Raw genomic sequence first — 26,947 nt, 5'->3', positions numbered from 1 at the left:
CTCTGTCTCATCTTCGCTCCTTTGAAAGGCTACAATGAACCAGAAATCCTCCGTTCTCGGTTAAACCGCTTTGGTCCCATCAGCGCTGACGCCGGACAGCACGCCGGGAGCTTTCCGATGACTGGTCGGAACGCTTCTAGCAAAAAAGATGCCAGGCGTCAGTGGTCTATCTCTATGGATGACTTGACAGAATTATGAAATCCAAACCAGTGTCCATTTTTAACCGGGATATGTTGGGTAAGCTCTTTGGGAGAATGTGATAGATGAAAACCCGCGCCGCAGTCGCCGTTGCTGCTGGAAAGCCCCTTGAAGTGATGGAAGTTAACCTTGAAGGGCCTCGCGAGGGCGAGGTCCTGGTCGAGGTGAAGGCGACCGGCATCTGCCACACAGACGAGTTCACGCTGTCGGGTGCTGACCCCGAAGGCATCTTCCCGGCCATCCTCGGCCATGAGGGCGCGGGCATCGTCGTCGATGTCGGCAAGGGCGTCACCAGCGTCAAGAAGGGCGATCACGTCATTCCGCTCTATACGCCCGAATGCCGCCAGTGCCCGTCCTGTCTGTCGCGCAAGACCAATTTGTGCATCGCCATCCGCGCCACCCAGGGCCAGGGCCTGATGCCGGAYGGCTCGAGCCGCTTTTCGCTCGGCAAGGAGAAGGTGTTCCACTACATGGGCTGCTCGACCTTCTCCAATTTCACCGTGCTGCCCGAGATCGCGGTGGCCAAGGTCAATCCCGACGCCCCCTTCGACAAGATCTGCTACATCGGCTGCGGCGTGACCACCGGCATAGGTGCTGTCATCAACACGGCCAAGGTCGAGCAAGGCGCGACSGCYGTGGTGTTCGGGCTTGGCGGCATTGGCCTGAACGTCATCCAGGGCCTGAGGCTGGCCGGCGCCGACATGATCATCGGCGTCGATCTCAACAACGACAAGAAGGCCTGGGGCGAGAAGTTCGGCATGACCCACTTCGTCAACCCCAAGGAGATCGATGGCGACATCGTGCCTTACCTGGTCAACATGACCAAGCGCGGCGCCGACCAGATCGGCGGGGCCGACTACACCTTCGACTGCACCGGCAACACCAAGGTGATGCGCCAGGCGCTCGAGGCCTCGCACCGCGGCTGGGGCAAGTCGGTGGTGATCGGGGTTGCGGGAGCCGGACAGGAGATTTCGACGCGTCCGTTCCAGCTCGTCACCGGGCGCTCGTGGATGGGCACCGCCTTTGGCGGCGCGCGCGGCCGCACCGATGTTCCCAAGATCGTCGACTGGTATATGGACGGCAAGATCCAGATCGACCCGATGATCACCCATACCCTCAAGCTCGAGGACATCAACAAGGGTTTCGACCTCATGCATGCCGGCGANTGGTATATGGACGGCAAGATCCAGATCGACCCGATGATCACCCATACCCTCAAGCTCGAGGACATCAACAAGGGTTTCGACCTCATGCATGCCGGCGAATCAATAAGATCCGTCGTCGTGTACTGATCCTGAGAGGCCAGCCCCACCCGCTTTGACGATTTCGGACCCCGGCGCACCGTTCGGGGTCGAATAAAGGGAGGAGGAAGCATGCCCGAGAAACTGCACCCCAGTATCAACAAGGGGTTACCGAAGAAGAGCGCCCGCTTCAAAGGCGGGACGCTGGTTTGCGATTGCGTCAGCAACCCGGTGAAGGTGGAGATCACCGGCCAGGTTGCGCACAACCACGCCTGCGGCTGCACCAAGTGCTGGAAGCCGGCTGGCGCGTTGTTCTCGGTGGTCGCCGTGGTGCCCAGCGAAAACGTCAAGGTCACCGCTTCCAAGAGCAAGCTCAAGGTCGTGGACAAGAAGGCGCTGATCCAGCGCCATGCCTGCCGGGCCTGCGGCGTTCACATGTACGGGCCGGTCGAGCGCGACCATCCGTTCAAGGGCCTGTCCTTCATCCATCCCGAACGGTTCGAGGAAGCCGGCTGGGAACCGCCAGGGTTCGCGGCCTTCGTATCGTCGATCATCGAGGCGGGCGTTCAGCCGGCCAAGATGAAAGGCATCCGCAATCAGTTGAAGAAGATCGGCCTTGAGCCCTACGACTGCCTGTCGCCCGGCCTCATGGACTATATCGCCACATGGACCGCCAAAAAGTCAGGCGCACTGCCGGCTTGAGCCGAAGCATGGCCGGGTGCCAGGCACCCGGCCATTTTCACCGAGTAACGATGACGCCACCCACCATCCTCGTCGATGCCGACGCCTGCCCGGTCAAGGCGGAAATCGTCAAGGTAGCTGAGCGCCTCGGCATCATGGTTACCTTCGTATCGAATGGCGGCATGCGCCCTTCCCGTGATCCGATGATCCGCAATATCGTCGTGCCAAAGGAAAAGGCCGACGCTGCAGACGACTGGATCGTGGAAAACGCCAAACCGAATGACGTCGTGATCACCGCGGACATTCCGCTCGCCGCACGTGCGGTCGGGCTTGGCGCGCATGTATTGGGCCCAACGGGCCGCCCCTTTACTCCCGAAACGATCGGAATGGCCGTGGCCATGCGCGACCTCAAGCAGCACCTGCGGGAAACCGGCGAGAGCAAGGGTTACAATTCAGCGTTCATGCCACAAGACCGATCACGGTTTCTGGGCGAACTAGACCGCATCCTGCGACGCGCCGTGAAGACGGCACAAGAAACGTAACACGGGCCTCAACGCGATATGGCCGCAACCGGAAACCCGATGCACAGGCACACGCAGTTCATCGCGGCGGCTCTGTTGGGCGTGGTTGCCCTTGCAGCTGCATTCTTCGTCGCCGTGCCGATTGCCTATTCGATCGGCGCCAACGTGTTCTTCGCTGCCTACAGCCTGCTGGTTTTGATGCAGATGCCCCGGTTGACGCCGGCTTATCTGCGCAAAAATGCCGATGCGACGGACCAGCCGGTCGTGGTCATCTTCGCCGTGACCTTGATCGTCGTCGCCGTGGCGGTCGGCTCGCTGTTCCAGATCATAAACTCCAAAGGCAGTCCTCATCCTCTGGAACTGGTATTTGCCCTGCTTTCCCTGCCGCTTGGCTGGTTCACGATTCATGCCATGGCAGCGCTGCACTATGCGCACATCTATTGGAAGGACGACGAAAAGAACGCCAAACGGGAAGACTCAACAGAAAAACCTCCAATCGGCGGATTGGATTTTCCGGGCGCCAAGCGTCCCGAAGGCTGGGATTTCCTCTATTTTGCGGTCGTCATCGGCATGACGGCACAGACGGCAGACACCGGCATCACCACCACGCAGATGCGCCGCATCGTGCTGGTGCATTCGATCGTATCGTTCTTCTTCAACACGGTGATCGTCGCAGCCGCGGTGAACCTCGCAGTCAGCTTGGGAAGCTGAATAGCTTAAGCCGCAGACTTGCCGGGTAGCGGCGTACCGGGCGTATCATGGCCGGCCGGCGTCACCAAAATCACGTCGGGATAGCCGTTTTCGATCAGCTTGACGGTGGCCTGCACCACGCTGTCCGCCGCTTCCAGCACACTGACGAAAACTTCCGTGTCTTCGCCGGCCAAGCGGCGAATGCCTTGCGCATCGGTCGCCCCACATTCGACCACGACCAGGTCGTAGGCCGTGGTCAGGGACTGCATGATGATAGGCAAGCGGTCGGCAGCCCGCATGGCCCGAACCGGATCGGCAGTTCCAACCGGGATAACATGGCAATCCGAGAACTGGTCAGGATGGATCACGTCGCTGAACTGTGCCTGTGATGAGAGCAGATTGGTAATGCCGGGAAACAGGACGCTCTCGAGCATGGCGCGAGATGCAGCGCCCGATGCCGTCAGATCAAGGAGAATGACGCGCAAGCCGGCGTCCGAAACCTCGCGGGCGACAAGAATGGAACTCGCTGCCGCGTCGTCGCCTTGGGGAGAAATGAAAATGGCGCGGCCAGCGCCACCTGCGATGAGCTTTTCGGCTGCCTTTTCGATGTCGATCTCGCCCAGATTGGGACGATGAGACATCTTTTCCTCCTCAACCTGCGTAGCTTCGCGTGCAGGTGCCGCCAGCCGCGCTTCCGCGATATCGTCTGCGGCGTCGCGCACTGGCGGCATTTCAACCACTTCGACGGGATCGAGGCGCACACCAGCAGCCGGACGCATCGCCCTGCCGGAGAACAGTTCGCTCAAGAGTGTAATGACCGCCATCAAGAGGAGCGAGCCGACAAAGGCTGCGCCCACAATCGGCACGATCTTGGGGAAATAGGGTTCGGACGGCACGGTGGCGCGCGAAAAGACGCGGGCATCGAACGGAAGGTAGTTGCGATCCTGACGGGATGACGCCTCGCGGTAGCGCGTCATGTACGATTCGAGCAACTGGCGCTGCGCGTTGGCCTCACGCTCAAGTGCATTGAGCTGCACTTCCTGTTCGCCGGCACGCGCCGCCTGCGCTTTCAGCTTGTTAACGTCGGCGACAAGTTGAGCCTCCCTCGCCTGCGCTGTCTGCGCCTCGGTGATCATGGCCGCCAGCACCTTCTCCGCCTCGACGCGAATCTGGCGATCGAGGTCCGACAATTGCGAGCGCAGCGCACGGATGCGGGGGTGGCCTTCAAGCAGGGTCGTCGACAGGTCGGCAATATCCGACTTCAACTGCACCTGGCGATCGCGCAGCCGCTGGATCAGGTTTGAGGATAGAACTTCCGGGATGGCATCCAGGGAACCGCCACCACGGAGCGCCTTGCGCACGCTTTCAGCTGTCGCCTCGGATGCTGCCCGGCCGGCGCGCAGACGCGTCAGTTCGCTGGAAAGCTCGGAAAGCTGCTGGGTTGCCAGGGTCGAGTTATTTTGCCCAAGGAGCAGGTCCGATTGGGCGCGGTAGTCGGCAACCTTGGCTTCCGCATCGCGCACACGCTTGGACAGGTCTTCGATCTCAGGCGCCAGCCAGCCGGTCGCGGCGGAATTCGATTCGAGCTTGGCGCCACCCTGCACGGCAATGTAGGTGTCTGCGATGGCATTGGGGATCTCGGCCGCCAGCTTCGGATCCTGCGACGAAAACTCGATGACGATAACGCGAGATTTTTCAACGCGATAGACGTTGAGCTTCTCACGCATGGCTTTCAGCACGCGCTCTTCGGCAGGGATTTCACCGGGATCGTTTTTCAAGCCGACGATGGTCAGGAAACGGCCCAGGAACGACATGCCGGCGGCGTCATCGAACTCCGCAAGCTGAGCGAGCTTGAGATCGGTGGCGACCTTTCCCAAAATGTCGGTCGCGGAAATCACCTCGACCTGGCTGGTTACGCCTTCCTCATCGAGGATCGGCCGATCGCCTGCCCCCATATCCGGCCGCGTGAACACGGACTCCTGCGTTTCGATCAACAGGCGCGTCTCGGATTTGTACTTCGGCGTCGCAGTCAGGGCAAAAGCCAAAGCGATAGCAGTCAGAACCAGCGTCACCCCGAGAATGCGCAGCCAGTTTCTCGCAAGGCTGGCGAAAAGCTGCCTTAGATCGACATCGATATCGGCAGCTGCCGACTGAGTACCTGACATGCGCCCTGCTCCGGAAACGGGTCGGGTTGCAACGTAAACAAATATGGTAACCCACCGGTTAAAATCCGAGTAAGGCTTGATTAAGAATTGCCGGCCAATCGCGGTGCGCAGCAGATTTCCAGGCACAAAACAGTGCCTTCGACAGACAATCCTTTACCTGCCATTAACCCTAACAGGAGGATAACGAGGCCAATCCTTAAGGCCCGCCCCTGCGGCGATGAATCGAAGGTACGCATCCGGCCATGAAAAGCCTTGCAGTCTTGTTCAGCGCTCTCGTTGCCGCCTCGGCTTTGGCTGGCTGTTCAAGTTACAGACCGACGCCTGCCGCTTTTCATGAAGTGCTCGACCAGCCCTACCGCTTGGGCGCCGGTGACCGCATCAGGGTCACGGTGTTTGAACAGGAGGGCCTGACCAACACCTACAGCGTCGACCAATCCGGCTACATCTCATTTCCTCTGGTTGGCGCGGTTCCCGCCCGCGGCCACACTGCGCAGCAACTGGAGGCGGAAATCGCCGCGAAACTGCGGCAGGGTTACCTGCGCGACCCCGACGTTTCGATCGAAATGGATCGCTACCGCCCGATCTTCGTCATGGGCGAAGTGGGTGCTGCCGGACAATATTCCTACGTTCCGGGCCTGACAGTGCAAAAGTCGATTGCCATTGCAGGCGGCTTCTCGGCCCGCGCCAATCAGGAAAGCGCCGACATCACGCGCGACATCAACGGCAAGGTCATGACCGGGCGCGTTCGTACTTCCGATCCGCTGATGCCGGGCGACACCGTGTATGTCCGCGAACGGCTATTCTGAAAACGTGGCGACCAAGCTGCGGATCGTGCACTGCTTTCGCTCACCCGTTGGCGGAATATTCCGGCATGTTCGTGACCTCGCCGATGCACAGCTCGCCGCCGGTCACGCCGTCGGCATCGTGTGCGATTCCACGACAGGCGGCGAATTCGAGGAGCAACTGTTCAACGACATGGGCGGCAAGCTCGCTCTCGGCATCCACAGGACGCCGATGCAGCGCCACGTTGGCCTGGGCGACATTGCATCCGCCTGGCGAACCTACAAGATTATCAAGGAATTGCAGCCGGATGTTCTCCACGGCCACGGCGCCAAGGGTGGCGCTTATGTGCGCCTGTTCGGCTCACTGTTGCGGGTTTCAAGGTCTCGCGTGGCCCGCCTTTATTCTCCCCATGGCGGGAGCCTGCACTACGACGAACGAACGGCGACAGGCAAAACCTTCTTCGCCATAGAACGCCTTATGGGGCGTTTCACCGATCACCTGCTGTTCGTTTCCAACTACGAGCGGCGCGCCTATCGCAAGAAAGTCGGCGAGCCGAGGGGGCTCAACGGCCTCGTCTATAACGGCCTGCGCGCATCGGAATTTGAGCCGGTCCTTGCGAATCCGGATGCAGCCGACCTGCTTTACATCGGCATGATGCGTGATCTGAAGGGCCCCGATATTTTCATCGACGCGATCGCGCGAGCCGAAAAGAAGCTTGGGCGCGAGTTGCGCGCCGTGATGGTCGGTGCAGGCGACGGACTCCCCAACTACCGCGAGCAGGTGAAACGTCTAGGACTGGGAGACCGCATCCAGTTCCTGGACCCGATGCCGGCCCGAAAAGCCTTTGCATTGGGCCATCTTGTCGTCGTTCCTTCAAGGGCCGAGGCAATGCCCTATATCGTGCTGGAAACGCTTGCCGCAGGAAAAGCGATGATCGCCACGGCGGTTGGCGGCATTCCGGAAATTTTCGGACCGGATTCCCCTGCCCTCGTGGAGCCGGATCCTGTCGAACTTGGCAAGAAGATGGTTGTCGCATTGGCCGATCTGGCCGTCTATCATCGCAGCATGCCCGCTGGCGCCGACCTCAAGGCGCGTTTTGGCGCCGATGTCATGGCGGGTGACATCGAGAAGGCCTATTTCGCGGCACTTGCCCGCTGACTACGCCGACAAATTTCAAACCGCAGCCAACCTAAAAGGGTTTCTTAGGTCTCGCCTGATATTCAGCCTGCAGAATTGACAGGCCATCAGATGAGTGGAAATGACCCCACCCACCGCTTCTCCTCCGAAGCGGTGCGCAAATTCGAAAGCCCCGACAGCAATGACAAGCCCGGGGGGCTGAACGAAGTCGCACGGCACGTTGCCGCACAATATCACCGGGACACCATGTCTCCGGTGATGGTCAGTGGCGTGTGGCGCATTATCGAATTTGCCGTTCTGTTCCTGTCAGGTCTCGCCGTCTACTGCCTCTATCTCGGCGCTTTCACTCATCTGGCCTGGCAATATCCGCTGGTTTTGGCCATCGGTTCGCTGCTTGCAGTGATCTTGCTGGCGCTGAGTGATTGCTATCAGATATCGGCGCTGCTGCGCCCGGTTGCCAGCTTTCCCCGCATGCTCACTCTTTGGGCCGGGACATTCGCGCTGATGGCTCTCACCGGATTCATCCTGAAGATAACGGAAGACTATTCACGCCTGCTTTTTGGAATCTGGTTCGTCGTTGGCTTCATATGGCTCTTCGGCATGCGGTTGATATTTTCCAAGCTGTTGCGCCGCTGGGCCAGAGACGGACGTATGGAACGGCGCGCGGTTATTGTGGGCGGCGGCGAGGCGACCGAACAATTGATCCGCTCGGTCGAGAAACAGCCCTACAACGACATCCGCATCTGCGGGATTTTCGATGATCGCGACAACAAGCGCTCACCAGCCATCATTGCCGGGTACCCCAAGCTTGGAACTGTTTCCGAGTTGATTGAATTTGCCCGCATCGCAAGCATCGACATGCTCATCGTGTCGCTGCCGATCACCGCGGAGCGGCGCGTGCTGCAGCTTTTGAAGAAATTATGGGTGCTGCCGGTCGATATTCGCCTGTCCGCGCATTCGAGCGCGCTGCAATTCCGGCCGCGCTCTTATTCCTATATCGGTGCGGTGCCGATGCTGGATGTGTTCGACAAGCCGATCAACGATTGGGATTCGGTTGCGAAGCGTACATTCGATATCGTTTTCAGCCTGATCGGCATCCTTGTCTTTTCCCCGATCATGCTGGCGACCGCGCTGGCCATCAAACTCGACTCCAAGGGACCTGTCCTGTTCAAGCAGAAGCGCCACGGCTTCAACAATGAAGTCATCGAGGTCTACAAGTTCCGTTCGATGTACACCGACAAGTCGGACCCGACAGCCAAGAAAACTGTCACCAAGAACGACCCTCGCGTGACGCGGGTCGGCCGCTTCATTCGTAAGGCGTCGATCGACGAGTTGCCACAATTCTTCAACGCGTTGTTCGGCTCGCTGTCGCTCGTCGGCCCTCGCCCGCATGCGGTCGCCGCCCAATCCCACAACCTGCTCTATAATGAGGTGGTCGATGGTTACTTCGCCCGTCACAAGGTCAAGCCCGGCGTAACCGGCTGGGCGCAGATCAATGGCTGGCGCGGCGAGATGGATACCAACGAGAAAATCCGCATGCGCACCGAATACGATCTCTTCTATATCGAGAACTGGTCGCTGCCGTTCGACCTGAAAATCCTGTTGCTGACGCCCATCCGGCTGCTCGATACGGAAAACGCCTATTGAGCACGCTGACGCACGATCTGCCGGCTGAGGCGATCAACGCCAAGTTGATCGCCCTCGTGGCGTCTGGCGCGATATTCTTCGGCATATTCCTATCCGGCTTCGTCATTCGCGAGCCCGCGCCTTATGACATTTATATGGTCGGGCTTATTGCGGTATGGGCACTGTTCGGCCTCAGGATATCGCGCTTTACTGCACCTCTGGTCTGCCTGCTGATCGTGTTCAATGTCGGCGGGTTGATTGCAATGACGCAGATGACGGACCTGATGGAAACGCCACTTTATCTGGCTGTTTCCCTGTTTCTCGCCTTCACCGCAATTTTCTACGCTGCCGTTCTCGAAGCGAAGCCCGACACATACCGGCTGATATTCTTTGCTTATGTGGTGTCAGCGCTGGTAACCTCGCTGCTGGGCATTGCCGGTTATTTCCACGCCTTTCCCGGCGCGGATACATTCACCAGATACGACCGCGCTGCAGGCGCCTTTCAAGACCCGAATGTGTTCGGTCCGTTCCTGGCCCTGCCCGGCATCTACCTGCTTTACCTGCTCCTGACCGGGCCTGTATCGCGGATGCCATTGGTGGCCATGCCCTTGCTGGTCATCGTCGGCGGCATTTTCTTTTCTTTTTCACGAGGCGCATGGGGCTTGTTCGCAGTGGCCGCCGTCCTGCTTACCGGCGCTCTATTCCTGCAAAGCCTGAGCGGCCGATTTCGGCTGCGGATCGTGGTAATGACATTGGCTGCGATAGCCCTGTTGATCGTCGCCATGATTGTTATCATCCAGATACCGGGCGTCTCGGACATGCTGTCCAATCGCGCCAAGCTGGCGCAGGACTATGACTCCGCCCGGCTCGGCCGTTTCGCCCGATACGCCATCGGCTTCCAGCTCGCGCTGGAACGCCCGCTTGGCATCGGACCGCTGGTATTCGGCACGATTTACGGCGAAGACACCCACGACATCTGGCTGAAAGCCTTGATGGACTATGGCTGGCTGGGCTTCGTTTCTTATCTGGCGTTGACGGTCTGGACCCTGGCCGCGGGCTTCCGCCTGCTACTGCGCAACCGTCCCTGGCAGCCCTATGTGCTATGCGCCTACGTCGTCTACATCGGCCATATCGGGCTGGGCACCTTTATCGATACCGACCACTGGCGGCACTTCTACCTGCTGCTCGGGCTGATCTGGGGCGGGATTGCGCTTGAACATCGATATCAGCTGCGGTTGCGGCAGCAGGATTCGACACCTACCGCGCGATAGCGCGAAAACTAGGTCGGGAACCTGTTGCGCTTCACGACATCCCAGATTCCCTTGTTGATGTCCGTGATATCATTGATGCACTGGGTGATCCGGGTGACTTCGGGCGCATCGACCGCTTCAACCTTGCCGTATTTGATCGACGTCTTGCCGTCGAAAATGCGCATCTGCTGAGTGTGCGAGATGTCGCCCTTCTCGTCGAACGAATAGATGCAATGGCTGTATTTGTTCCTGAGCTTGGACTGCTGGCTAAGACGGTCGAGAAGCAGCAGGATGTCGTCGCGACAATTTTCGGGGGTCTGCGGTAGCTTTGCCAGACGTTCGACCAGATCCATCCGCGCCCGGGTCGTGTTGAGGGTCAGGAAAATGACAATCGCCGTTTCCTTGTTGACCTTGGCCAAGCCGGCGATGAGGTAGATCAGCAGGCTTTCCGTATTCGTCCAGGCGTAGTTCAACCGTCCGACGAGGAGCAATATCTGGTCGAGGCCGCCTGAAGCGCGTCTTTGCGGCATCGCCACCTCTCCCTTTTGGCCCGACATCGATGCAATTCCTTTCGCACACATGCTCAGGTTACGAAAACATTCGCGAATCGGACGTTAACCACGTCTCCATCCGCCTGGCCACGATCCGAGAGACACTATAGCGGTCTTGCCCACCGCCAAGGCCATCCTAAAAAAGAGGTAGGCACCCACTAACCAGGATCAGTTGACACTCGGAGCTCGCCTGGGCAGCTGACGCAAGGGAAGCCGACGATGCCGTTGTATCGCAATCAATATTCGGCCTGAATCGGGAAAATTCCGCCGCAACCGGCGCGACCAACCGTCAAACGATCTAGATCGATTTTCAGACTATGCGTCTCGAACACTCGGTCACAGACTGCAAACATCCCAGATCAGCGGGATTCAGTGCATTCGACATTGCAGCGCATTTTTGCAGGTGATTCAGGCAGTTGCTGAGTTGCAGGGCGGAGCTGTGCTCATCGCATCGATGCCTGACATGAGAAGTGGGGATTTCTGGTTGTGGCATCTGTACGTCCGTGCGGACGACAGGCAGTCGCAGCAAGGCCAATCCCGGAACCATAAACCTGCCGTGCAGCCAAGTCCTTGTAAGAGATGAATAGGGTCGAGTTGGCACGGCAAAACCAGGGGTAACTTCTATGGTAAAGCCGAGTAACTCCAACTCCAACTATCTCAATTTCTTCGATCCCAGCCAGCACCAGGACCAAGACCAGGATCAACTGCAGGCTCAGGCTCAGGCCGAACTGCAGGCTCAGGGCCAAGGCCAAGGCCAGGGCCAGGGTCAGGGCCAATACCAGTCGTCCGAAAACTGGAATGGTAACGGCAACGGCAACGGTAACCTGAATGGGAACGGCAACGGCAACCTGAACGGTAACCTGAACTTCAGCGACAATACCAATTCAAACACCAGCTCAAATTCGAACTCGAACTCGAATAGCAATAGCAACACGTCCACGACCACTGTTGGCGTGAACGTTGGTGTGAGCCTCGAAGGCATCCAGCCTTCGGATGACGATTTCGCTGACATCGACATGAGCGGCGGCGCGAAGGTCGACCAGATGCTGGTCAACCATGACGGCCAGATTTTCTACAATCCTGGCGACGGCGCTTCCTTCAACGACTTCCTGAACGGCTCTCTCAAGGGTGAAGGCAATGATGCGGCGCTCGTCGTCGCTCAGACCAACAACCTCGATGACAATGACGACCTCGGTCAGGCTTCAGTCAGCAACACCGGCACTTTCACCCAAAGCGGAAATGCCCAGGGCGGTATTGCGAAGTCTGATGACGGCATCACCGCCGGCGGCGGCGGTGGCGGCGGCGGCGGCCATGGTTCGGCTGACGGTGGCGCAGGCGGCCTCGGCGCAAACCTCGCTGGCTTCGGCATCGGCGGTAGCGCGATTGGCGCTGGCCAGGGTGGCGACACGACCGGTGGTAACGGCGCTGAAGGCGGCGCAGGCACTGGTACGGGCACCGGCCTCGGCCTCGGCGTTGGCCTCGGCCTCGCAGGTTCCGAAGGCGGCCAGAGCGGATCGGCCAACGGCGGCAACGCACAAGGTGATGGTGGCGCAGGCCTCGGCCTCGGCCTCGCTGGCGCCCTGGGTGGTACGTCTGGCGACGCAGGCTCCGGTGACGGCGGTGCAGCCGCTGCCAGTGGCGCAGGCGCTGGTGCAAGCGGTCCTGCCGGCAACGGCGGCGACAGCGGCGGTGGCGATGCGGCAGGCATCGGCCTCGGCGGATCCGGTGCGCTGGGCGGCGTAGGCGGCGATGCCGGCACTGATGGCGGCGATGCAGCCGGCCTCGGCCTCGGTCTCATCGGCGTCGGCGTTGGCGTCGGCGGTGACAACAGTGGCGCAGCTACGGGCGGAGCTGGCAGCAACACAGCGGGTGACGGAACCGGCTCAGGCGCAGCGAACGGTGGTCAGGCTGGCAATTCCAGCGGTGGCGACTCGGGCGATGGCCTCGGTCTCGGCCTCGGCAAAGCGAATGGCGGCGACTCCGGCGCTACCTCTGGCGATGTCGGCGAAGCGCTGGCGGCTGGCCTCGGCAAGGGCCTCGGCGGCGACTCCAACAACAGCGCTGACGGCGGCACCAGCGGTGACGGCGGCGACTCCGGCGCAGTAGGCCTCGGCGGCGGCAACGGCGCGGGCTTCGGAATCGGCGCTGGCCTCGGCGGTGACGGCGGCAACGGCGGCATGGCATGGGGCGGCGACACGATCGTTGTTCCAGTTGCTGGCGCTGGCACCGGCGGCGACGCTACCGGCGGCACTGGTGGCGCTGGCGGCGCGGCCGGCACGGTCAACTTTGGCGATGGCGGCGCTGGCGGAGACGGCGGCACCTGGGGTTCGAACAACCACGGCGATACTTACGTCAATGGTCTGTCGGAAGCCCACGCGGATGCTTCGATCGACGTCACGGCGTTCAACCAGAACATCGTCATGGGCGCCAACCTGATGGAAAACCTGCTGAGCCAGACCGTAGTTGGCGGCAACTACGACGTGGACCACAGCGGCGACGCCTGATGCCAGATCCGCGCTAGCGGAGGATTTATAGCGGCTACGCGGGGAATCCCGCGTAGCCATTTCCGTCAAAGCCCACCTTCGTTCACCGGGAAGCTAAGCAACATCGAGGAACGAGACCGTGCCACTGGACAGAATCACTGAGGCGATTGCCCATTTCGTTGGGCTTTTCCAGATTGCGTCTGAACAGGCACGAATGCGCGACGACTATATGGAATTCGTCGCACGCCGCGCACAGGAAGCGGCGGACCATTCGGATCAGCCTCTCCAGATAAAATTCGACTCGCCCTATGATCTGGATAATCCCCAGCCAGGGATACACTACGTTCCCGCTCCGAACTCCGTCGAGCCGTTTGTCGCTTACAGCGAACCGCTCTACGCTGCGCCGGAAATTCCGATAGACGTTCAGGCACAGCCGATCATCTATCCAGGCTACGTGCCTCCAACGCTTTTTCATCACGCCACGTCTTCGTTCAAGATACTCGATCCCCAGCCACCTGGATCGGTGGTCAGCATCGTTTCGCAGGCAAACAACCTGTCGGACGAAGACTTCGTCAATGTCGGCGGCAGCAAGGCGATTTTCGATCAGATCGGCAGCCCGCAGACCGCACTTCAGGAACTGGTGGACAGCGCAAACCAAGCCATGCCGGTTCAGGGCGGGGTCATGCCCGGATCGTCCGAAGGCATCGGACAGTTCATCACCGCTTCGGCAGATTCAATCCACGATTTCCTGGCAGGCCTGGAAAGTGGGCAGGACGCCGACGGAATACAGACTTCCAGTACGGCTACCGACAATGGCGACGGTACTTCAACCGAAACGCATGTGGCGACCGTAACGCCTACGGAAGGCGCAATCTATGTAAACGGCGCGGTCGTTGACGAGGCACCCAAGTTCGACGATCACCTGCCCGCGGCTTCACCGCTGGTCAAGGACGATCCGGAGGAGACAGCACCCGCACCCGGTAACGACACATGGGAAACCGGCTCGACGGCCACTGGCCAGATCGTGCATGGCCAAGGCAGCATCGCTGTAACCGCATCCGTGGAAATCAGCACCGGCCTCAATGCTCTGATCAACTCTGCCACGCTCGTCAACGATACTCTCGAAGGGCACGTATTTGCGGTCGCGGGAGATCATTTTTCGCTGAACCTCATCGTCCAGATAAACGCCTGGAGCGATTCCGATTCAGTGGGCGCCAGCATGTCGGGCTGGAACTGCCCGCCAAGCAACACCACTGCCTTCAACATCGCTTCGATGGAGCACACACCGATCAACGCCGGGACGCAGGAGCCCGCCGGCGGGGGCGTTTCCACTTTCCCCAAAGCCTGGGCGGTTACCGAAATAACCGGCGACTTCGTCTCTATGAACTGGCTCCAGCAACTCAATTTCGTGATCGACCACGACATGGTGATCTCGTCGTCGTCGGCCGGCGTTACGTCGATGATCGGAACCGGCGCGAACCAGACCATCAACAGCATGTCGATCTTCGATCTCGGCAAGTATTACGATCTCATTCTGGTTGGCGGAAACTACTACAGCGCCAACATCATCAACCAGAAAAACATCATGCTCGACGACGACATCGTCGGCGGCGTGGGCGGTTTCCATACCTCCGGCCCGGGTTCGGCTTCCACCAGCGACAACCTGTTGTGGAACGAAGCCAAGATCACCAATATCGGCACGCCCCACAACTCGGAAATGCCGAACGGCTTCCACGGCGCGCTGAACGATTTCGCGGCCGGTAACAAGATTCTCTCCGCAGACGTGCTGAATGACGCTGCTTTTGCGGGTTTTGCGGGCCTCCATGTGCTGTACATTTCGGGCAGCATCTACGATCTGCAGTACATCCAGCAGACCAATATTCTCGGTGACGCCGATCAGGTCGCGGCTGCGATGCACGGCGTCAATTCTACCGCAGACGCCAACTGGTCCATCACCACCGGTTCGAATGTGCTGGTCAACCAGGCCCACATCATCGACGTCGGCCCCGGCGGAACGGTCTACTATGGCGGCGGCCAATACTCTGATGAACTTCTCGTCCAGACGGATATCATCAAGGTCGACAATGGGATCGATGTAAAGCCAACCGACCAGCTGGTGAACGAGGCCGTTGCATTCCTCAGCGACGACATGCTCACGCCTGACCAGAACCACGATACCGATAGCGGTTTCAAGAGCGACCCCGGTGTCCATCCCGCACACACCGACATCATGCAATCGGTCGTGACTTGACCACTTTTCCCGCTGGAGCACCATGAACCAACATATTGGTAATATTGGCAATGCGACGGTGAACCGTGCGGCAACGGTCGATTCCGACCAGTCCGACGAAGCTTACGCCGCACCTTCCTCAAGCACGGCTCAGTTCAAGGGCTTCAACACGCCCTTTGACGAGTTGATGGCGGAAGTCGACAGGATGGCCGCCGAGTTGCGGACCAGGTCAACGACCGTGTCAGACCCGGCCGAATTGGACGATTCTGACGACTTGATCGAAGAGGAAGATCAACCGGGCGCAGCCCTATCGGCCACTTCCGGTCGGGATGATGAGACGGAAGCAGATATTACCGAAACTCCAGTTTCGCAGGCAGCGCCAGTTCCTCAATCGGAAACGGCGGAAGCTGAACCGGTAACCCGCGCGCCTGCTCCCGACCCGGTTTTGGCAGAAGTTTCGATCACCCCTCAGGAAACTCACGCACCGGCGCGGACCGTTTCCGATGAGCGGTCAAACGAGCCCGAGCTGGAAAGACCCCAGCGGTCGAGCCTCGAACACCCGGTTTCGGCAGGACAGCTAAAATCGATAGACGCTGACACAGGGCCGGTTCTCTCGAACAACGGCTCGCAGGCACGACCGGCCAACAAACTGCCCAAAGCAAGCAACGACGCCGGGAATGCCGGAGACGTCTTCCACCGCCGCCTTGGCCCGGTCAATCTGGCCGACAACCTCAAGGCCGGCGTGCTGGCCGTGCGGCGCAATCTTCTGGTGGTGATGGGCTTCACGATTGCCACCAACATCCTCGTCCTGGCAATTCCGGTCTACCTGTTCCAGATTTCGGACCGCGTGCTGACCAGTCGTTCCATTGATACGCTGGTCATGCTGACGATCATAATCGCCGGCGCAGTAGTCTTGAACGCCGTTCTGGATGCCGTGCGCCGCTTCATCTTGATGCGCACTGCAGTCGAAGTGGCGGCACAGCTCGGCGCGCCGATCCTTGGCGCAGCCGCACGAGCGTCGCTGCACAGCAACGGCAAGGAATACCAGACGTTGGGTGACTTGCAGCAACTGCGCTCGTTCCTCGTATCAGGCACGCTTTTGTCGTTCCTTGATGCGCCGCTGGCACCGCTGTTCATGCTGGCCGTTTTCCTCGTGCACCCACATCTCGGCTACATTGTCGTGGTATCGGCGCTGTTGTTGCTGGTCATCGCCTACTTCAACCAGAAGATGACGGCCCAACCATTCCACGAGGCCGGAAATTTCCAGAGCAAGGCCAACCTGCATCTCGATTCGATGTCACGCAATTCGCAGATCATCAACGCCCTGGCGATGATTCCGGAAGCGGTGAAAATCTGGGGCCAGGATACAGCCGGCTCGCTGAAAGCGCAGGTGCTGGCGCAGGATCGCAACGTTATCTCGGCTTCCATTTCCAAGGCCGTACGCTTGCTGACCCAGGTCGCCATGCTTGGCTGGGGCGCATATCTGTCGATCGAAGGGCATTTGACGGGCGGCATGGTCATTGCTGCCTCGATCATTGCAGGCCGCGCGCTGGCGCCTGTGGAAGGTGCTATCGAGGGGTGGCATCAATTCCTCAATACGCGCTCAGCCTACCAGCGCATCTCGGCTCTGCTGAAGGCCTCTCCGCTAAACTTCGAGCGGCTGAAACTGCCGAAGCCGCAGGGCCGTCTCGACGTCGAGCGCTTGCTGTTCGTTCCGCAAGGCACCAAGCGCGTGGTGCTGAACGGCGTGACGTTCTCACTCGCTCCCGGTGAATCGCTGGCGATCATTGGCGATTCCGGAGCGGGCAAGACCACGCTCGGCAAGATGCTGGTAGGATCGATCCTGCCTACATCGGGCAGCGTGCGTCTGGACCTGATGGACCTCAGAAACTGGGACCAGCGCCAGTTCGGCGAAAACATCGGTTACCTGCCACAGGACGTCCAGCTGTTCCCCGGCACCATCAAGGCCAATATCGGGCGCATGCGCGACGATGCCAGCGACGAGGACATCTACAAGGCCGCGATGCTGGCGGATGTGCATGAACTGATCTCGAGCTTTGCCCAAGGCTACGAAACGATCGTGGCCGCGGACGGCTCGCCCCTGTCGGGCGGACAAAAACAGCGCATTGCGCTAGCGCGTGCATTCTTCGGCAATCCGCATCTGGTGGTGCTAGACGAACCGAACTCCAACCTCGACGGTGCAGGCGATGCGGCATTGCTGCGCGCCTTGGACCACGCCAAGAAGGAGAAGATCACCGTCATCACCATCACCCAGCGTCCATCGCTGCTGAACGGCGTCGACAAGATCCTGCTTCTATCGAACGGAGCGGTTTCGATGTTTGGCGTGCGCCAGGATGTGCTGAAGGCTCTGGCCCCGTACAACGCCGCCACTGCCCGCAACAATCTGCCCAACCAGCAAGCCCAGGCAGTCCAGAAGCCTGTGCAATTTGTTCAACAGGCCGCCCAATGAGTACGAGTATCGCCAATGTCCATGACATCGAATGGTATGGCGATGTGCCACGCTCTATCCGCAAGCACGCCATGTTCGGGCTTTTGCTGGTGGCGCTGGCTTTCGGCGGTTTTGGAACTTGGGCCGCAACCGCGCCGCTGGCCGCGGCGGTTATCAGCGCGGGAAGCTTTGTCGCCACCGGTGAAAACAAGGTGGTACAGCATCTGGAAGGCGGCATCATCCAGGAGCTTCTGGTCAGTGAAGGCGACCACGTCAACGCCGGTCAACCACTGATCCGGCTGGACGGCATTGTGGCTCAGGTCAAGGAGCGGCAGTTGTTCCTGCGTCAGGCTCGCCTCGAAGCCAACGTCGCCCGTCTTCAGGCCCAGGTGGCTGGCAGTGCCAGCGTGACCTTCCCGCAGATCATCGCCGACAACAAAGGCGACAGCGACATCCGGTCCATCATCGACGGACAACTGGCCAATTTCCAAACGGCCAAGAACCGGATGGACAGCGAGATAGGCCTTCTGAAACAGAACATCGAATCTTTGAAATTCCGCATGGAAGGCTTTGAACGCCAAAAGCAATCGATGATCGAGCAGCGAGCTTTCCTGAAGGACGAGTACGCTGGCAAGATGCAGTTGTTGTCGGAAGGCTTGATCCGCAAGACGGAAGTGAACGCGATACAGCGCGCCATGGCCGATGCTGACGGCCAGATCGGGCGTCTGGAGTCCGAGGTATCGGAAACCCAGGCCCAAGTGCAGAAATTCGATCAGCAGATCGCCCAGACAGTGACCGAGTTGAACCAGAAGTCACTGGACGAACTGCAGGTCGCGCAGGGCGATCTCGACGCCATTCGTGAAGAAGCAAGGCAGGCACAAAACCTGTTGCAGCGCTCGACGATCAACGCTCCGGTCACCGGCACCGTCGTGCGCATGTACTATCACACCTCGGGCGGCGTCATCGAAAGCGGCAAGAAGATTCTCGAAATCCTGCCCTCGGACGTGCCGTTGATCATCGAGACGCAGATCCAACGCAAGGACATCGACGCCGTGAAGCCTGGCCAGAAGGCGACCATCCGTCTGGTGGCACTGAACCGGCGCACCACGCCTGTACTCAACGGGGACGTGTACTACGTTTCGGCCGACGCACTGGCTGACACCACCATGCCGAACAGCGAAGTCTATCTTGCCCGCATCAAGCTTTCGCCGACCGAATTGGCCCGAATCCCAGGGTTTACGGCGACGCCTGGAATGCCGGCTGAGATCATGATCGAGACGGCGGAGCGGACGTTCCTCGACTATTTGACCAAGCCGATCCGGGAAAGCATGGCCCGGGCCTTTACCGAGAGATGACGCTTGCGCCATTGACTGTCTGACAGTGGGATTTTCCGCGGGCCTTCCTCCACGGAAAATCGCAAATAGTCCGCTTCTGCTCTCGACGCAGGTTTTTGGCCTTGCAGCCCGAACTGCGAAACTATATGGCTTCACGCGGTTCGGAGTGTAGCGCAGCCCGGTAGCGCACTTGACTGGGGGTCAAGGGGTCGTGGGTTCGAATCCCGCCACTCCGACCAACATACCAATGATGTCATTGGTAACCGGGAGCCGTCTTCTTGAAGGACAGCGGGACCGAACGGTTCGGTCCTCCCGCTCCTGTCTGTCAAGGCTTTTAGCAAACCCATCGACCCCGACAGCCCGCTAGTCCGAGCTCCTCCCCAACCCCAAAGCACGATCTGGTGGTCCGCATTTGCAGCGGCAGCTATCGCTCGCATCCAATGTGCCATCCGCAGCGTGGGCGAAACGGAGTTGGCGAGCGCTGCCATTGAAAATGGCCAGCCGAAGTCGAACAACAACTCGCGACGGCAGGGATTTGTTATCTCCTGAAGAAATCCTCTTGGCATCGATATATTCATATGAATATAGAGAGATTGCTAATCGGTAGCAAATTTTCACCGATAGATTTGAACAGTATGGTTTTTTCAGGGGGATATGAGTTGCGATATATTCAAAGAGGTACAGCGTTAGCGGTTCTCACAACGCTAACGGCAACAAGCCAGGTCATTGCCCAGACGGCGCCCGACGAAACGGAGCAGGCTCAGACAACGGAACAGGAAAAGAAGGCCGAGTTTAAAAAGGCGAAGAGCGAGGTCTTCCAGTTGGGCCGGATTCTTGTGCCGGCGGAGAGCGCCGATGGTGGCACCAGCGGTCAGAAAATTTCGCAAAGCGTGGTGACCCCGCAGGAAGTCTATTCGGCCAACCGCAACACGCTCGACGATGCGCTGCGTACTGTTCCCGGCGTCGAAGTTTCGACCACCGGAGGCCGCCGGAACGAACGCCTTCTCTACGTGCGCGGTTTCGACCGTTTCCAGGTTCCGCTCTCGATCGACGGCATCCGCGTCTATCTGCCAGCTGACAACCGGCTCGACTTTGGGCGCTTCCTGACGCCCGACCTGTCGGAAATCCAGGTCCAGAAAGGCTACGTGTCGGCCCTCAACGGACCGGGCGCCATGGGCGGCATGGTCAATCTCGTGACCCGCAAGCCAACCCGGGAACTGGAGGCCGAGTTCCAGAGCGGCATCGACCTTGGCAACACTGGCGACCTGGCGGCCGCCACGGCATTCGCATCCGTCGGCTCGCGACAGGAAGACTTCTACGTGCAGGCGAGCGGAGCAATCCGTGATTCCGACGGCTTCTTCCTGTCACGCTCTTTCGTGCCCACGGCAGTGGAGGACGGAGGACGCCGCGACCTAAGCGAGGTCGACGACTGGCGTCTCAACTTCAAGGCTGGCTACACACCGAACGATACCGATGAATACGTCATCAGCTACACTCATCAGGAAGGCAGCCGCAAAGCGCCTTACCATGTCATTACGCCCGATACGCGGCACTGGACATGGCCCTACTGGAACGTATCCAGCCTGTCGCTCTATTCGCACACGCAGATTGGCGAAGCGTCCTACGTGCGGACCAAGGCGTACTACAACACCTTCGAAAACCTGTTGTCGTCATTCGACAACAACACGTTCACGACCCAGACCGCAGGCTATGCTTTCGACAGCTACTACGACGACAACTCCTACGGCTTTTCAGTCGAGGGCGGCACGGAATTGATAGATCGTAATACGCTGAAGGCAGCGTTGCATTACCGTCGTGATACCCATCATCCGCAACAGCACGCCCGTCCTGACGACCCGACGCTGGCATTCCTTGAGCCGCGATTGGAAAGATCCGAGGACACCTGGTCGGCGGCACTGGAGAACACGTTCCACGTGACCGATACGCTCGATTTCGTTGGCGGCGTCAGCTACGACTGGAACGACATCTTGAAGGCCCAACGTTACTCAAGCGGAGCGATCCAGGAGTATCCAGTGGGCGGCAGCAGCGCCGCCAACTGGCAACTCGCGGCGATCTACCGTCCATCCGATGCGCTCGAATTCAATGCCAGCATCTCGTCACGGACGCGTTTTCCCAATCTGTTTGAACTCTACAGCACCCGCTTTGGAACCGCGGAGCCCAATCCCAACCTCAAGCCGGAACGGGCAATCCACTATCAACTCGGAGTAACCGCGGAGCTTTCCGAAACAGCGCGCATCGGTGCGGCACTTTTCTACAGCGATCTCACCGACGTCATCCAGTCGATCCGGATCGGCGCAGCACCAGGCGGCGGGGATCTCACACAAAACCAGAACATCGGCGACGGGCGCTATTATGGTCTCGAACTGACCGGCGAGTGGGACATTCTGCCCGAACTCACCATCGGGGCCAACTACACGCTGCTCAAGCGCAATCTGGTCGATCCGGTCAGGCCCGGTCTCAGGCCGGTCGATACGCCTGAACATACCGCGCGCATCTACGCCGACTGGATGCCGTACGAGAATTTCACGGTATCGCCGGATGTGGAGCTGGCGAGCTGGCGTTGGTCTGATGCGACAGGCGGCGGCTATGTGAAGACAGCCGGTTTCGCCCTGGCAAACATCAACATGCAGTACGACTTTTCCGAGAACATGGCGGTCAACTTCGGCGTCCGCAACATTTTCGACAAGAACTACGAACTGAACCAAGGCTTCCCGGAGCCGGGCCGCACCTTCTTCCTAAAGACGCGCGTCACGTTCTAAACGCTGCCTCCCAGGACAGCGGGCCCGCCGGCAAACACCATTGCCGGCGGGCCAATCTTTTCCAGATAGGTTATCGAGCTTGTCGGCTAGCCTACTTCGAAATCGCCAGGCTGCGGCGGTGCGATGGGCGTAAAACGTGTCCGCTCCGGCTTGAGGTCGAGCAACGGAGTACCATCAAGGCAATCCATGCCGCGCACCAGAAGGGTGCTGCCTTCCCGACCAACAAGCCCGACAATGGAGGTGCCGATCGGATTGGGACGCACTGGCGAACGCAGGGAAAAAACACCCCGCGTCTCGCCATCGCTAGCCGGACTCTGCAACACCAGATCCCGTCGCGACATATGCAGCCAGTAAAGCACCTCCAGTTCCTCGAATTCGTCAATGTTCTCCAGGCCCTCGACCCAGGGTTCGAAAAGCTCGATACGGCAGATTGGCCCGTCACGCCGCCCCTGTCGTGGCGTCTCCATGCGCGAGTTCCACTGGGTGCATATTTGACCGATGAACACCAGCCCGGCATCCTGCGCAGGCGGTGCTTCAATGGCCTTCTCGCCGTGCCTTATTTCGTTTTCGCGTACCATATGCCTAGCCCTGCCTTTGCACCTTCCCAAGAATCGGCGCACATATCGACCGATCGGCTGCGGGCATGAATTCAACCGCAACGTCAACACCGTAGAGCTGCTTCAGCGTCGCCGCCGTGACAGCCGTGGCCGGTGGCCCAAATCCGATAATCTGCCCATCTTTCATCAGAGCCACTTCATCCGCACAGGCGAAAGCATGGCCGGGGTCATGCGTAGACAAGACGATGGCAAGGCCGGAACGGCGCAACTCATTGATGCAGTCGAGCACGCGTGTCTGGTTGCCGAAATCGAGGCTTGCTGTCGGCTCGTCCATAACGATCAGCTCGGTTTCCTGGGCGAGCGCACGCGCGATGAGCACCATCTGCCGCTCACCTCCGCTCAGTGTTGTAAACGTCCGATCAGCAAGATGACTGAGGTTGAGCCTGTCCAGAGCTGACCATGCCATCTCGCGGTCCTTGGAAGAAGGCGTGGCAAAAGCCCCAATGCGGCTGGCGCGCGCCATCGTCACCATTTCAGAAACCTGGAACGGGAAATAGGCCGAGTTTGCCTGCGGAACATAAGCCACGTGACGTGCGAATTCTGACCTGCCGAAACTCTGCACCGGCTTTCCACGAAACTCGAGCTGGCCGCCAAGCGGCACCAGCAACCCGAGCAGCGTGCGAAACAACGTGGTTTTGCCGCAGCCATTGGGACCCAGAAGGCACAGGACCTTAACTGGATTGACCGTCAGGGTTACACCGTGGCCGACTGGACGTCCGCGATAGCCGAAGGCTAGGTCCCTTGCCGCAAGCATCACTGCCAACCCTTGCGGCCACTAGCCAGCAGCCATAGAAAAAACGGCGCACCAATTGCTGCGGTCAGGATGCCCAAGGGAACTTCGATCTCGGCAACCATGCGCGCGAGGGTATCCACCGCAACCAGATAGCCGCCGCCAAGCATGAGCGAGGCGGGTAGGAGCTTGCCGAAATCAGGCCCAACCAGACTGCGCGTGATATGGGGCATGATCAAACCCACCCAGCCGATTATGCCGGAGACGGAAACGGCGGCGGCCGTCATCAAGGTTGCGGCAGACACCAGGATCAGGCGCATCTTCCCGGTCTCCACGCCGAGCGCCCTCGCCTCTTCGTCGTCCAGCGTCATCAGGTTCATGCGCCAGCGCAGCAAGGCCATCGGCACAAGCCCGAAAGCCATCGCGGGAAGGATCGAAACCATGTCACTGGTGTTGATGCTGGCAAGGCTTCCCAGCAGCCAGAAGGTTATCGCAGGAAGTTGGTTGTAGGGGTCGGCAAGCACCTTAAGAAGCGAAATGCAGGCTCCCAGCAAAGCGCCTATGGCCACGCCCGCCAGCACCAGAACCAGAACCGGATCTCGTCCACGCACCATGGCGCCGATGAAGTAAACCAAAGCGACGGTGCCCAGCCCGCCACCGAACGCCAGCGCCTGTACGGCCAGCACCGGCAGCGACAGGAAGATACCTGCCACCGCGCCAAGGCTCGCACCAGCCGATACGCCAAGTATATCCGGCGACACCAGCGGGTTGCGGAAAAGACCCTGATAGACGGCGCCCGCCACGGCGAGCGCAGCGCCGACAAGAAGCCCGCAGACAACGCGCGGCATACGAACATTCCAGATCACGGTATCGATGTTCGGGTCGAGTCCGCTCGGTTCGCCGATCAAACGCGACCATAGCACCCGGGCGATATCGGTCAACGAAATGGGATATTTGCCCGCGGTCATGGCTATCAGGATGACCAGGACAAGCAGAACTGGCGGAACGAACCGCCCTACCCTCCCAAAAGCATCGGGATGCCGGTCTTCTGCTTCTGGAACGATTTTCGGCAAACTCATTTAGCCGAAGAATCTGCCAGCAGTTCGTCCAACTGACCAGCCGAAAGATCGACACCGTAGAACAGTTGGTAGAACTCGGATGTTCTCTGGCGCAAGTCGATCTCGGCTAGGCCCGGATAGAGTACGCTCGTCAACCACGTTACCGCCATCAGCCTGTTCACACCCGGCGGCGTATCGAACCAGCCGAACGGCAGCGTCGGCGCCCGGTAGACCCGCTTTTCCTTTACCGCCTTGACACCGGCCCACAACGGGTCGTGCATTACCGACTTCTGGAAATCCGGCTTGAGCGTGATGATGACGTCGGGGTTCCACGACAGCACCTGTTCTATCGAGACGTTGGAAAGCCCGCCGGAGCCCGCTAGCGCAGCAACATTCGTCGCACCGACCGCGCCGAGGATTTCCATGTTGATCGAGCCGGCGGCACCCGTTTCCAAGCCGTCAGGCCCCCGCCCGTAATAAACGCGCGGCCGCTGCTGTTCGGGAATGCCGGCAACCAACTCCTTTTGCCAGGCCATCGTCTTTTCGGCATAGCTTGCCAACTCGTCTCCCCTCGCCTTGACGCCGAGCAATCCCGCGACCTCACGCAACGTCTGCGGCGTGCGCGCAAAGGCTCCATCGATCAAAACATATGGAATGCCGGTCTGCTCCTGAACACGATCGGCGAGCGAGGCGTAGGTGGAATCGACGCTGCCGACATCGATGATGATGTCTGGCTTCATGGCCAGCACCATCTCGATGTTCGCCGTATTGCCCTTCCCCGTCAGCCGGCCGGTTTCAGGCAGGTCGCGATAGGGTTCGGCGAGAAATTGCTTTTCATGATCGGAAGGCGTGCGCACCCATCCGGTCATCTTTTGCGGCGCCAATACGTAAATGAGCACAGACGCAGGCGGCCCTGCCGAAAGGACGCGCTCGATATGGTCAGGCAGCTTGACCGATCGGCCAGCAGCATCGACGAAGAGCCGCTCCGCCATCGCAGCCGCAGGAAAGAAAATGAATTGAAGCAGTGCTAGAACGACTGGCAGAACTCTGAAAATGTTCATGTCCGATCCCAACGGTAACGACGGTGTTGGCTGGTTATATTCAATCAAATATATCGTTCAAGCCGCATATTGATGCCAGCCGGTTTCAAACCTCAATCTGCGCTATTTTGGCAAACGTCTTGCGCTTTGGGTTTCCGCGGAGTCCGCCAATTAATTTAGGTATGGACGCGTCTATCGCTTCGAACGCCTTTCACCGATGAAGTGGGCAACCGCCATCGCCCGGTTGTGAACACCGATTTTATCGTAGAGATTCTTCAAATGGTACTTCACGGTATTTTCCGAGATGCCGGTTCGGGTCGCGATTTGCAGGTTTGTCCAGCCGTCGGCTAGAATGGATAGCAGCTCTAGCTCGCGCGGCGTCAGTCGCGAAAGAGACGTTTCTCCGATCTTCGAGACATCGATATACGGAATGCAGATGCGCCCATTAGCGACAGCCTGCACCGTGTCGAAGAGCACGCTCGGATTGTCGAATTGATAGCAGAAGCCTTGGGCGCCCAGCTGAACGCATTTGCGCAGGATGGCGACGTTGTGGTCGTTGGAGAAAATGACGATCCTGGCTTGGAGGTTCCTGCGCTGAACCTCTTCCAGCACATCGCCGGCGTTCATATCCGAGAGTCGCCAACCCACGATTGCCACGTCGAAATCAGGCTGTTCGGTTCCCAGCACCGCTAGAAGTGCTTCGCCACCCTCCGCCACATTTGTCAGTTCGAACCGGTGGTCCTGCTCGATCATGTCCTTGAGTGCGGCGACCACGAGGGGGTTGCGCTCAACAATCAAGAGCCTGGTGCTGACCGCTTTGCGAACCCCAATGATTGCGCGCATCGGCTCCGCCCTTTGTTTCAGGTCGTCCCGCGGCGCGGGAAGCGGAGATGACGGTGTTTGCCATCAAAAGCGCGATGGTCATCGGACCGACGCCGCCCGGCACCGGGGTGATCGAACCGGCATTGGCCGCAGCCTCGTCATAGGCAACGTCGCCGACAAGGCGCGCCTTGCCGTTGGCGTCCGCCGGCAGGCGGTTGATGCCGACGTCGATGACAGTGGCGCCGGGCTTGACCCAGTCGCCCTTGATCATCTCGGGACGACCAACGGCGGCAACCAGGATATCGGCGCTGCGGCACAGGCCCGGCAGATCCTTGGTGCGGCTGTGGGCAATCGTCACCGTGGCATTGGCGTTGAGCAGCAGATTGGCCATCGGCTTGCCGACGATGTTGGAACGGCCGACGACCACGGCGCTCAGGCCCGACAGGTCCCGGCCAAGCGCGCGTTCGATCAAAAGCATCGAGCCGGCCGGCGTGCACGGCACGAAGGCGGTGTCCAGTTCGCCGGTGCCGAGCTTGCCGACATTGATGAAGTGGAAGCCGT

At 59.6% G+C, this 26,947-nt stretch carries 20 protein-coding genes, 1 tRNA gene and 2 pseudogenes; 15 read left to right on the top strand and 8 right to left on the bottom strand.

The window, feature by feature from the left end:
* The 5 genes and pseudogenes from ASD50_RS23685 to ASD50_RS10800 form a co-directional block, all read left to right on the top strand.
* Nucleotides 1-198 (top strand): hypothetical protein (locus ASD50_RS23685; RefSeq protein ID WP_210168929.1); only part of this gene is annotated, 198 nt, incomplete at its 5' end.
* A gap of 65 nt (nt 199-263) precedes the next feature.
* Nucleotides 264-1,363, top strand: a pseudogene (locus ASD50_RS10815) (S-(hydroxymethyl)glutathione dehydrogenase/class III alcohol dehydrogenase); the annotation flags it as partial.
* Between the two features lie 208 nt (nt 1,364-1,571).
* Nucleotides 1,572-2,141, top strand: coding sequence for an S-(hydroxymethyl)glutathione synthase (gfa, locus tag ASD50_RS10810; RefSeq protein ID WP_056240439.1), 570 nt, complete (start codon nt 1,572-1,574; stop codon nt 2,139-2,141).
* 50 nt (nt 2,142-2,191) lie between these two features.
* Nucleotides 2,192-2,662 carry a YaiI/YqxD family protein gene (locus tag ASD50_RS10805; RefSeq protein WP_056240436.1) on the top strand — a complete coding sequence of 157 codons (471 nt, stop codon included), beginning with the start codon at nt 2,192-2,194 and terminating at the stop codon, nt 2,660-2,662.
* A gap of 39 nt (nt 2,663-2,701) precedes the next feature.
* The gene (locus ASD50_RS10800) at nt 2,702-3,352 is read left to right on the top strand and encodes a DUF1345 domain-containing protein (protein ID WP_244484488.1); all 651 of its coding nucleotides are present in this window, start codon (nt 2,702-2,704) and stop codon (nt 3,350-3,352) included.
* A gap of 5 nt (nt 3,353-3,357) precedes the next feature.
* Here ASD50_RS10800 and ASD50_RS10795 read toward each other — a convergent pair whose 3' ends face one another.
* Nucleotides 3,358-5,496, bottom strand: a complete 2,139-nt coding sequence (locus tag ASD50_RS10795; protein ID WP_056240430.1) for a GumC family protein — start codon at nt 5,494-5,496, stop codon at nt 3,358-3,360.
* 242 nt (nt 5,497-5,738) lie between these two features.
* Here ASD50_RS10795 and ASD50_RS10790 point away from each other — a divergent pair, with 242 nt between their 5' ends.
* The 4 genes from ASD50_RS10790 to ASD50_RS10775 all read left to right on the top strand — a co-directional run bounded on the left by ASD50_RS10790 (nt 5,739) and on the right by ASD50_RS10775 (nt 10,313).
* Nucleotides 5,739-6,302 (top strand): polysaccharide biosynthesis/export family protein, encoded by a 564-nt coding sequence (locus ASD50_RS10790; RefSeq protein ID WP_056240427.1) that lies wholly within the window; start codon nt 5,739-5,741, stop codon nt 6,300-6,302.
* Nucleotides 6,303-6,306: 4 nt separating this feature from the next.
* Nucleotides 6,307-7,437: a glycosyltransferase family 4 protein gene (locus ASD50_RS10785; protein ID WP_056240455.1), complete on the top strand. Its 1,131-nt coding sequence runs from the start codon at nt 6,307-6,309 to the stop codon at nt 7,435-7,437.
* A 90-nt stretch (nt 7,438-7,527) separates the two neighbouring features.
* On the top strand, nt 7,528-9,063 hold the full coding sequence (locus ASD50_RS10780; protein ID WP_056240425.1) for an undecaprenyl-phosphate glucose phosphotransferase: 1,536 nt from the start codon (nt 7,528-7,530) through the stop codon (nt 9,061-9,063).
* Entirely contained in the window at nt 9,060-10,313 is a 1,254-nt protein-coding gene (locus tag ASD50_RS10775) for an O-antigen ligase family protein (protein WP_056240421.1), read from the top strand. The genes ASD50_RS10780 and ASD50_RS10775 overlap by 4 nt, the downstream gene beginning before the upstream one ends.
* A gap of 8 nt (nt 10,314-10,321) precedes the next feature.
* Here ASD50_RS10775 and ASD50_RS10770 read toward each other — a convergent pair whose 3' ends face one another.
* On the bottom strand, nt 10,322-10,822 hold the full coding sequence (locus tag ASD50_RS10770) for a hypothetical protein (protein WP_056240452.1): 501 nt from the start codon (nt 10,820-10,822) through the stop codon (nt 10,322-10,324).
* Between the two features lie 644 nt (nt 10,823-11,466).
* Here ASD50_RS10770 and ASD50_RS10765 point away from each other — a divergent pair.
* The 6 genes from ASD50_RS10765 (at nt 11,467) to ASD50_RS10740 (ending at nt 22,119) form a co-directional block, all read left to right on the top strand.
* Nucleotides 11,467-13,347: a hypothetical protein gene (locus ASD50_RS10765; RefSeq protein WP_056240417.1), complete on the top strand. Its 1,881-nt coding sequence runs from the start codon at nt 11,467-11,469 to the stop codon at nt 13,345-13,347.
* A 118-nt stretch (nt 13,348-13,465) separates the two neighbouring features.
* Nucleotides 13,466-15,577, top strand: coding sequence for a type I secretion protein (locus ASD50_RS10760; protein ID WP_156465026.1), 2,112 nt, complete (start codon nt 13,466-13,468; stop codon nt 15,575-15,577).
* A gap of 22 nt (nt 15,578-15,599) precedes the next feature.
* Complete coding sequence (locus tag ASD50_RS10755; RefSeq protein ID WP_244484487.1) at nt 15,600-18,026, top strand: type I secretion system permease/ATPase; 2,427 nt, start codon at nt 15,600-15,602, stop codon at nt 18,024-18,026.
* On the top strand, nt 18,023-19,360 hold the full coding sequence (locus ASD50_RS10750; RefSeq protein ID WP_056240409.1) for an HlyD family type I secretion periplasmic adaptor subunit: 1,338 nt from the start codon (nt 18,023-18,025) through the stop codon (nt 19,358-19,360). The genes ASD50_RS10755 and ASD50_RS10750 overlap by 4 nt, the downstream gene beginning before the upstream one ends.
* A gap of 141 nt (nt 19,361-19,501) precedes the next feature.
* A tRNA-Pro gene (locus tag ASD50_RS10745) sits at nt 19,502-19,578 on the top strand.
* Between the two features lie 582 nt (nt 19,579-20,160).
* A complete protein-coding gene (locus tag ASD50_RS10740) occupies nt 20,161-22,119 on the top strand; it encodes a TonB-dependent receptor plug domain-containing protein (protein WP_162252008.1) in 1,959 nt (652 codons plus the stop codon).
* A gap of 86 nt (nt 22,120-22,205) precedes the next feature.
* On the opposite strand, the gene tsaA is transcribed toward ASD50_RS10740, so the two are convergent.
* The 6 genes and pseudogenes from tsaA to ASD50_RS10710 all read right to left on the bottom strand — a co-directional run.
* Nucleotides 22,206-22,697: a tRNA (N6-threonylcarbamoyladenosine(37)-N6)-methyltransferase TrmO gene (gene tsaA, locus ASD50_RS10735; RefSeq protein WP_056240407.1), complete on the bottom strand. Its 492-nt coding sequence runs from the start codon at nt 22,695-22,697 to the stop codon at nt 22,206-22,208.
* Nucleotides 22,698-22,701: 4 nt separating this feature from the next.
* A complete protein-coding gene (locus ASD50_RS10730; protein WP_056240447.1) occupies nt 22,702-23,493 on the bottom strand; it encodes an ABC transporter ATP-binding protein in 792 nt (263 codons plus the stop codon).
* Nucleotides 23,490-24,545, bottom strand: coding sequence for a FecCD family ABC transporter permease (locus ASD50_RS10725; protein ID WP_082549590.1), 1,056 nt, complete (start codon nt 24,543-24,545; stop codon nt 23,490-23,492). Before ASD50_RS10725 ends, ASD50_RS10730 begins: the two co-directional genes overlap by 4 nt.
* Complete coding sequence (locus ASD50_RS10720; protein ID WP_056240442.1) at nt 24,542-25,585, bottom strand: iron ABC transporter substrate-binding protein; 1,044 nt, start codon at nt 25,583-25,585, stop codon at nt 24,542-24,544. Before ASD50_RS10720 ends, ASD50_RS10725 begins: the two co-directional genes overlap by 4 nt.
* Before the next feature lie 171 nt (nt 25,586-25,756).
* Nucleotides 25,757-26,407: a LuxR C-terminal-related transcriptional regulator gene (locus tag ASD50_RS10715; RefSeq protein WP_056240403.1), complete on the bottom strand. Its 651-nt coding sequence runs from the start codon at nt 26,405-26,407 to the stop codon at nt 25,757-25,759.
* Nucleotides 26,408-26,432: 25 nt separating this feature from the next.
* A pseudogene (locus ASD50_RS10710) lies at nt 26,433-26,947 on the bottom strand (bifunctional methylenetetrahydrofolate dehydrogenase/methenyltetrahydrofolate cyclohydrolase); the annotation flags it as partial.

It is taken from the genome of Mesorhizobium sp. Root552 (genome assembly GCF_001427285.1).
Lineage (GTDB): Bacteria > Pseudomonadota > Alphaproteobacteria > Rhizobiales > Rhizobiaceae > Mesorhizobium.
Note: the sequence above shows the minus strand (reverse complement) of the source record. Positions and strands in the feature narration are given on the sequence as shown.

What these genes read in the sequence shown, in the direction of transcription:
- ASD50_RS10790 (WP_056240427.1), top strand. Translation starts at nt 5,739, where the DNA reads ATGAAAAGCCTTGCAGTCTTGTTCAGCGCTCTCGTTGCCGCCTCGGCT.
- ASD50_RS10750 (WP_056240409.1), top strand. Translation starts at nt 18,023, where the DNA reads ATGAGTACGAGTATCGCCAATGTCCATGACATCGAATGGTATGGCGAT.
- ASD50_RS10755 (WP_244484487.1), top strand. Translation starts at nt 15,600, where the DNA reads ATGAACCAACATATTGGTAATATTGGCAATGCGACGGTGAACCGTGCG.
- ASD50_RS10715 (WP_056240403.1), bottom strand. Translation starts at nt 26,407, where the DNA reads ATGCGCGCAATCATTGGGGTTCGCAAAGCGGTCAGCACCAGGCTCTTG.
- ASD50_RS10795 (WP_056240430.1), bottom strand. Translation starts at nt 5,496, where the DNA reads ATGTCAGGTACTCAGTCGGCAGCTGCCGATATCGATGTCGATCTAAGG.
- ASD50_RS10725 (WP_082549590.1), bottom strand. Translation starts at nt 24,545, where the DNA reads ATGAGTTTGCCGAAAATCGTTCCAGAAGCAGAAGACCGGCATCCCGAT.
- ASD50_RS10805 (WP_056240436.1), top strand. Translation starts at nt 2,192, where the DNA reads ATGACGCCACCCACCATCCTCGTCGATGCCGACGCCTGCCCGGTCAAG.
- tsaA (WP_056240407.1), bottom strand. Translation starts at nt 22,697, where the DNA reads ATGGTACGCGAAAACGAAATAAGGCACGGCGAGAAGGCCATTGAAGCA.
- gfa (WP_056240439.1), top strand. Translation starts at nt 1,572, where the DNA reads ATGCCCGAGAAACTGCACCCCAGTATCAACAAGGGGTTACCGAAGAAG.
- ASD50_RS10800 (WP_244484488.1), top strand. Translation starts at nt 2,702, where the DNA reads ATGCACAGGCACACGCAGTTCATCGCGGCGGCTCTGTTGGGCGTGGTT.
- ASD50_RS10720 (WP_056240442.1), bottom strand. Translation starts at nt 25,585, where the DNA reads ATGAACATTTTCAGAGTTCTGCCAGTCGTTCTAGCACTGCTTCAATTC.
- ASD50_RS10765 (WP_056240417.1), top strand. Translation starts at nt 11,467, where the DNA reads ATGGTAAAGCCGAGTAACTCCAACTCCAACTATCTCAATTTCTTCGAT.
- ASD50_RS10780 (WP_056240425.1), top strand. Translation starts at nt 7,528, where the DNA reads ATGAGTGGAAATGACCCCACCCACCGCTTCTCCTCCGAAGCGGTGCGC.
- ASD50_RS10770 (WP_056240452.1), bottom strand. Translation starts at nt 10,822, where the DNA reads ATGCCGCAAAGACGCGCTTCAGGCGGCCTCGACCAGATATTGCTCCTC.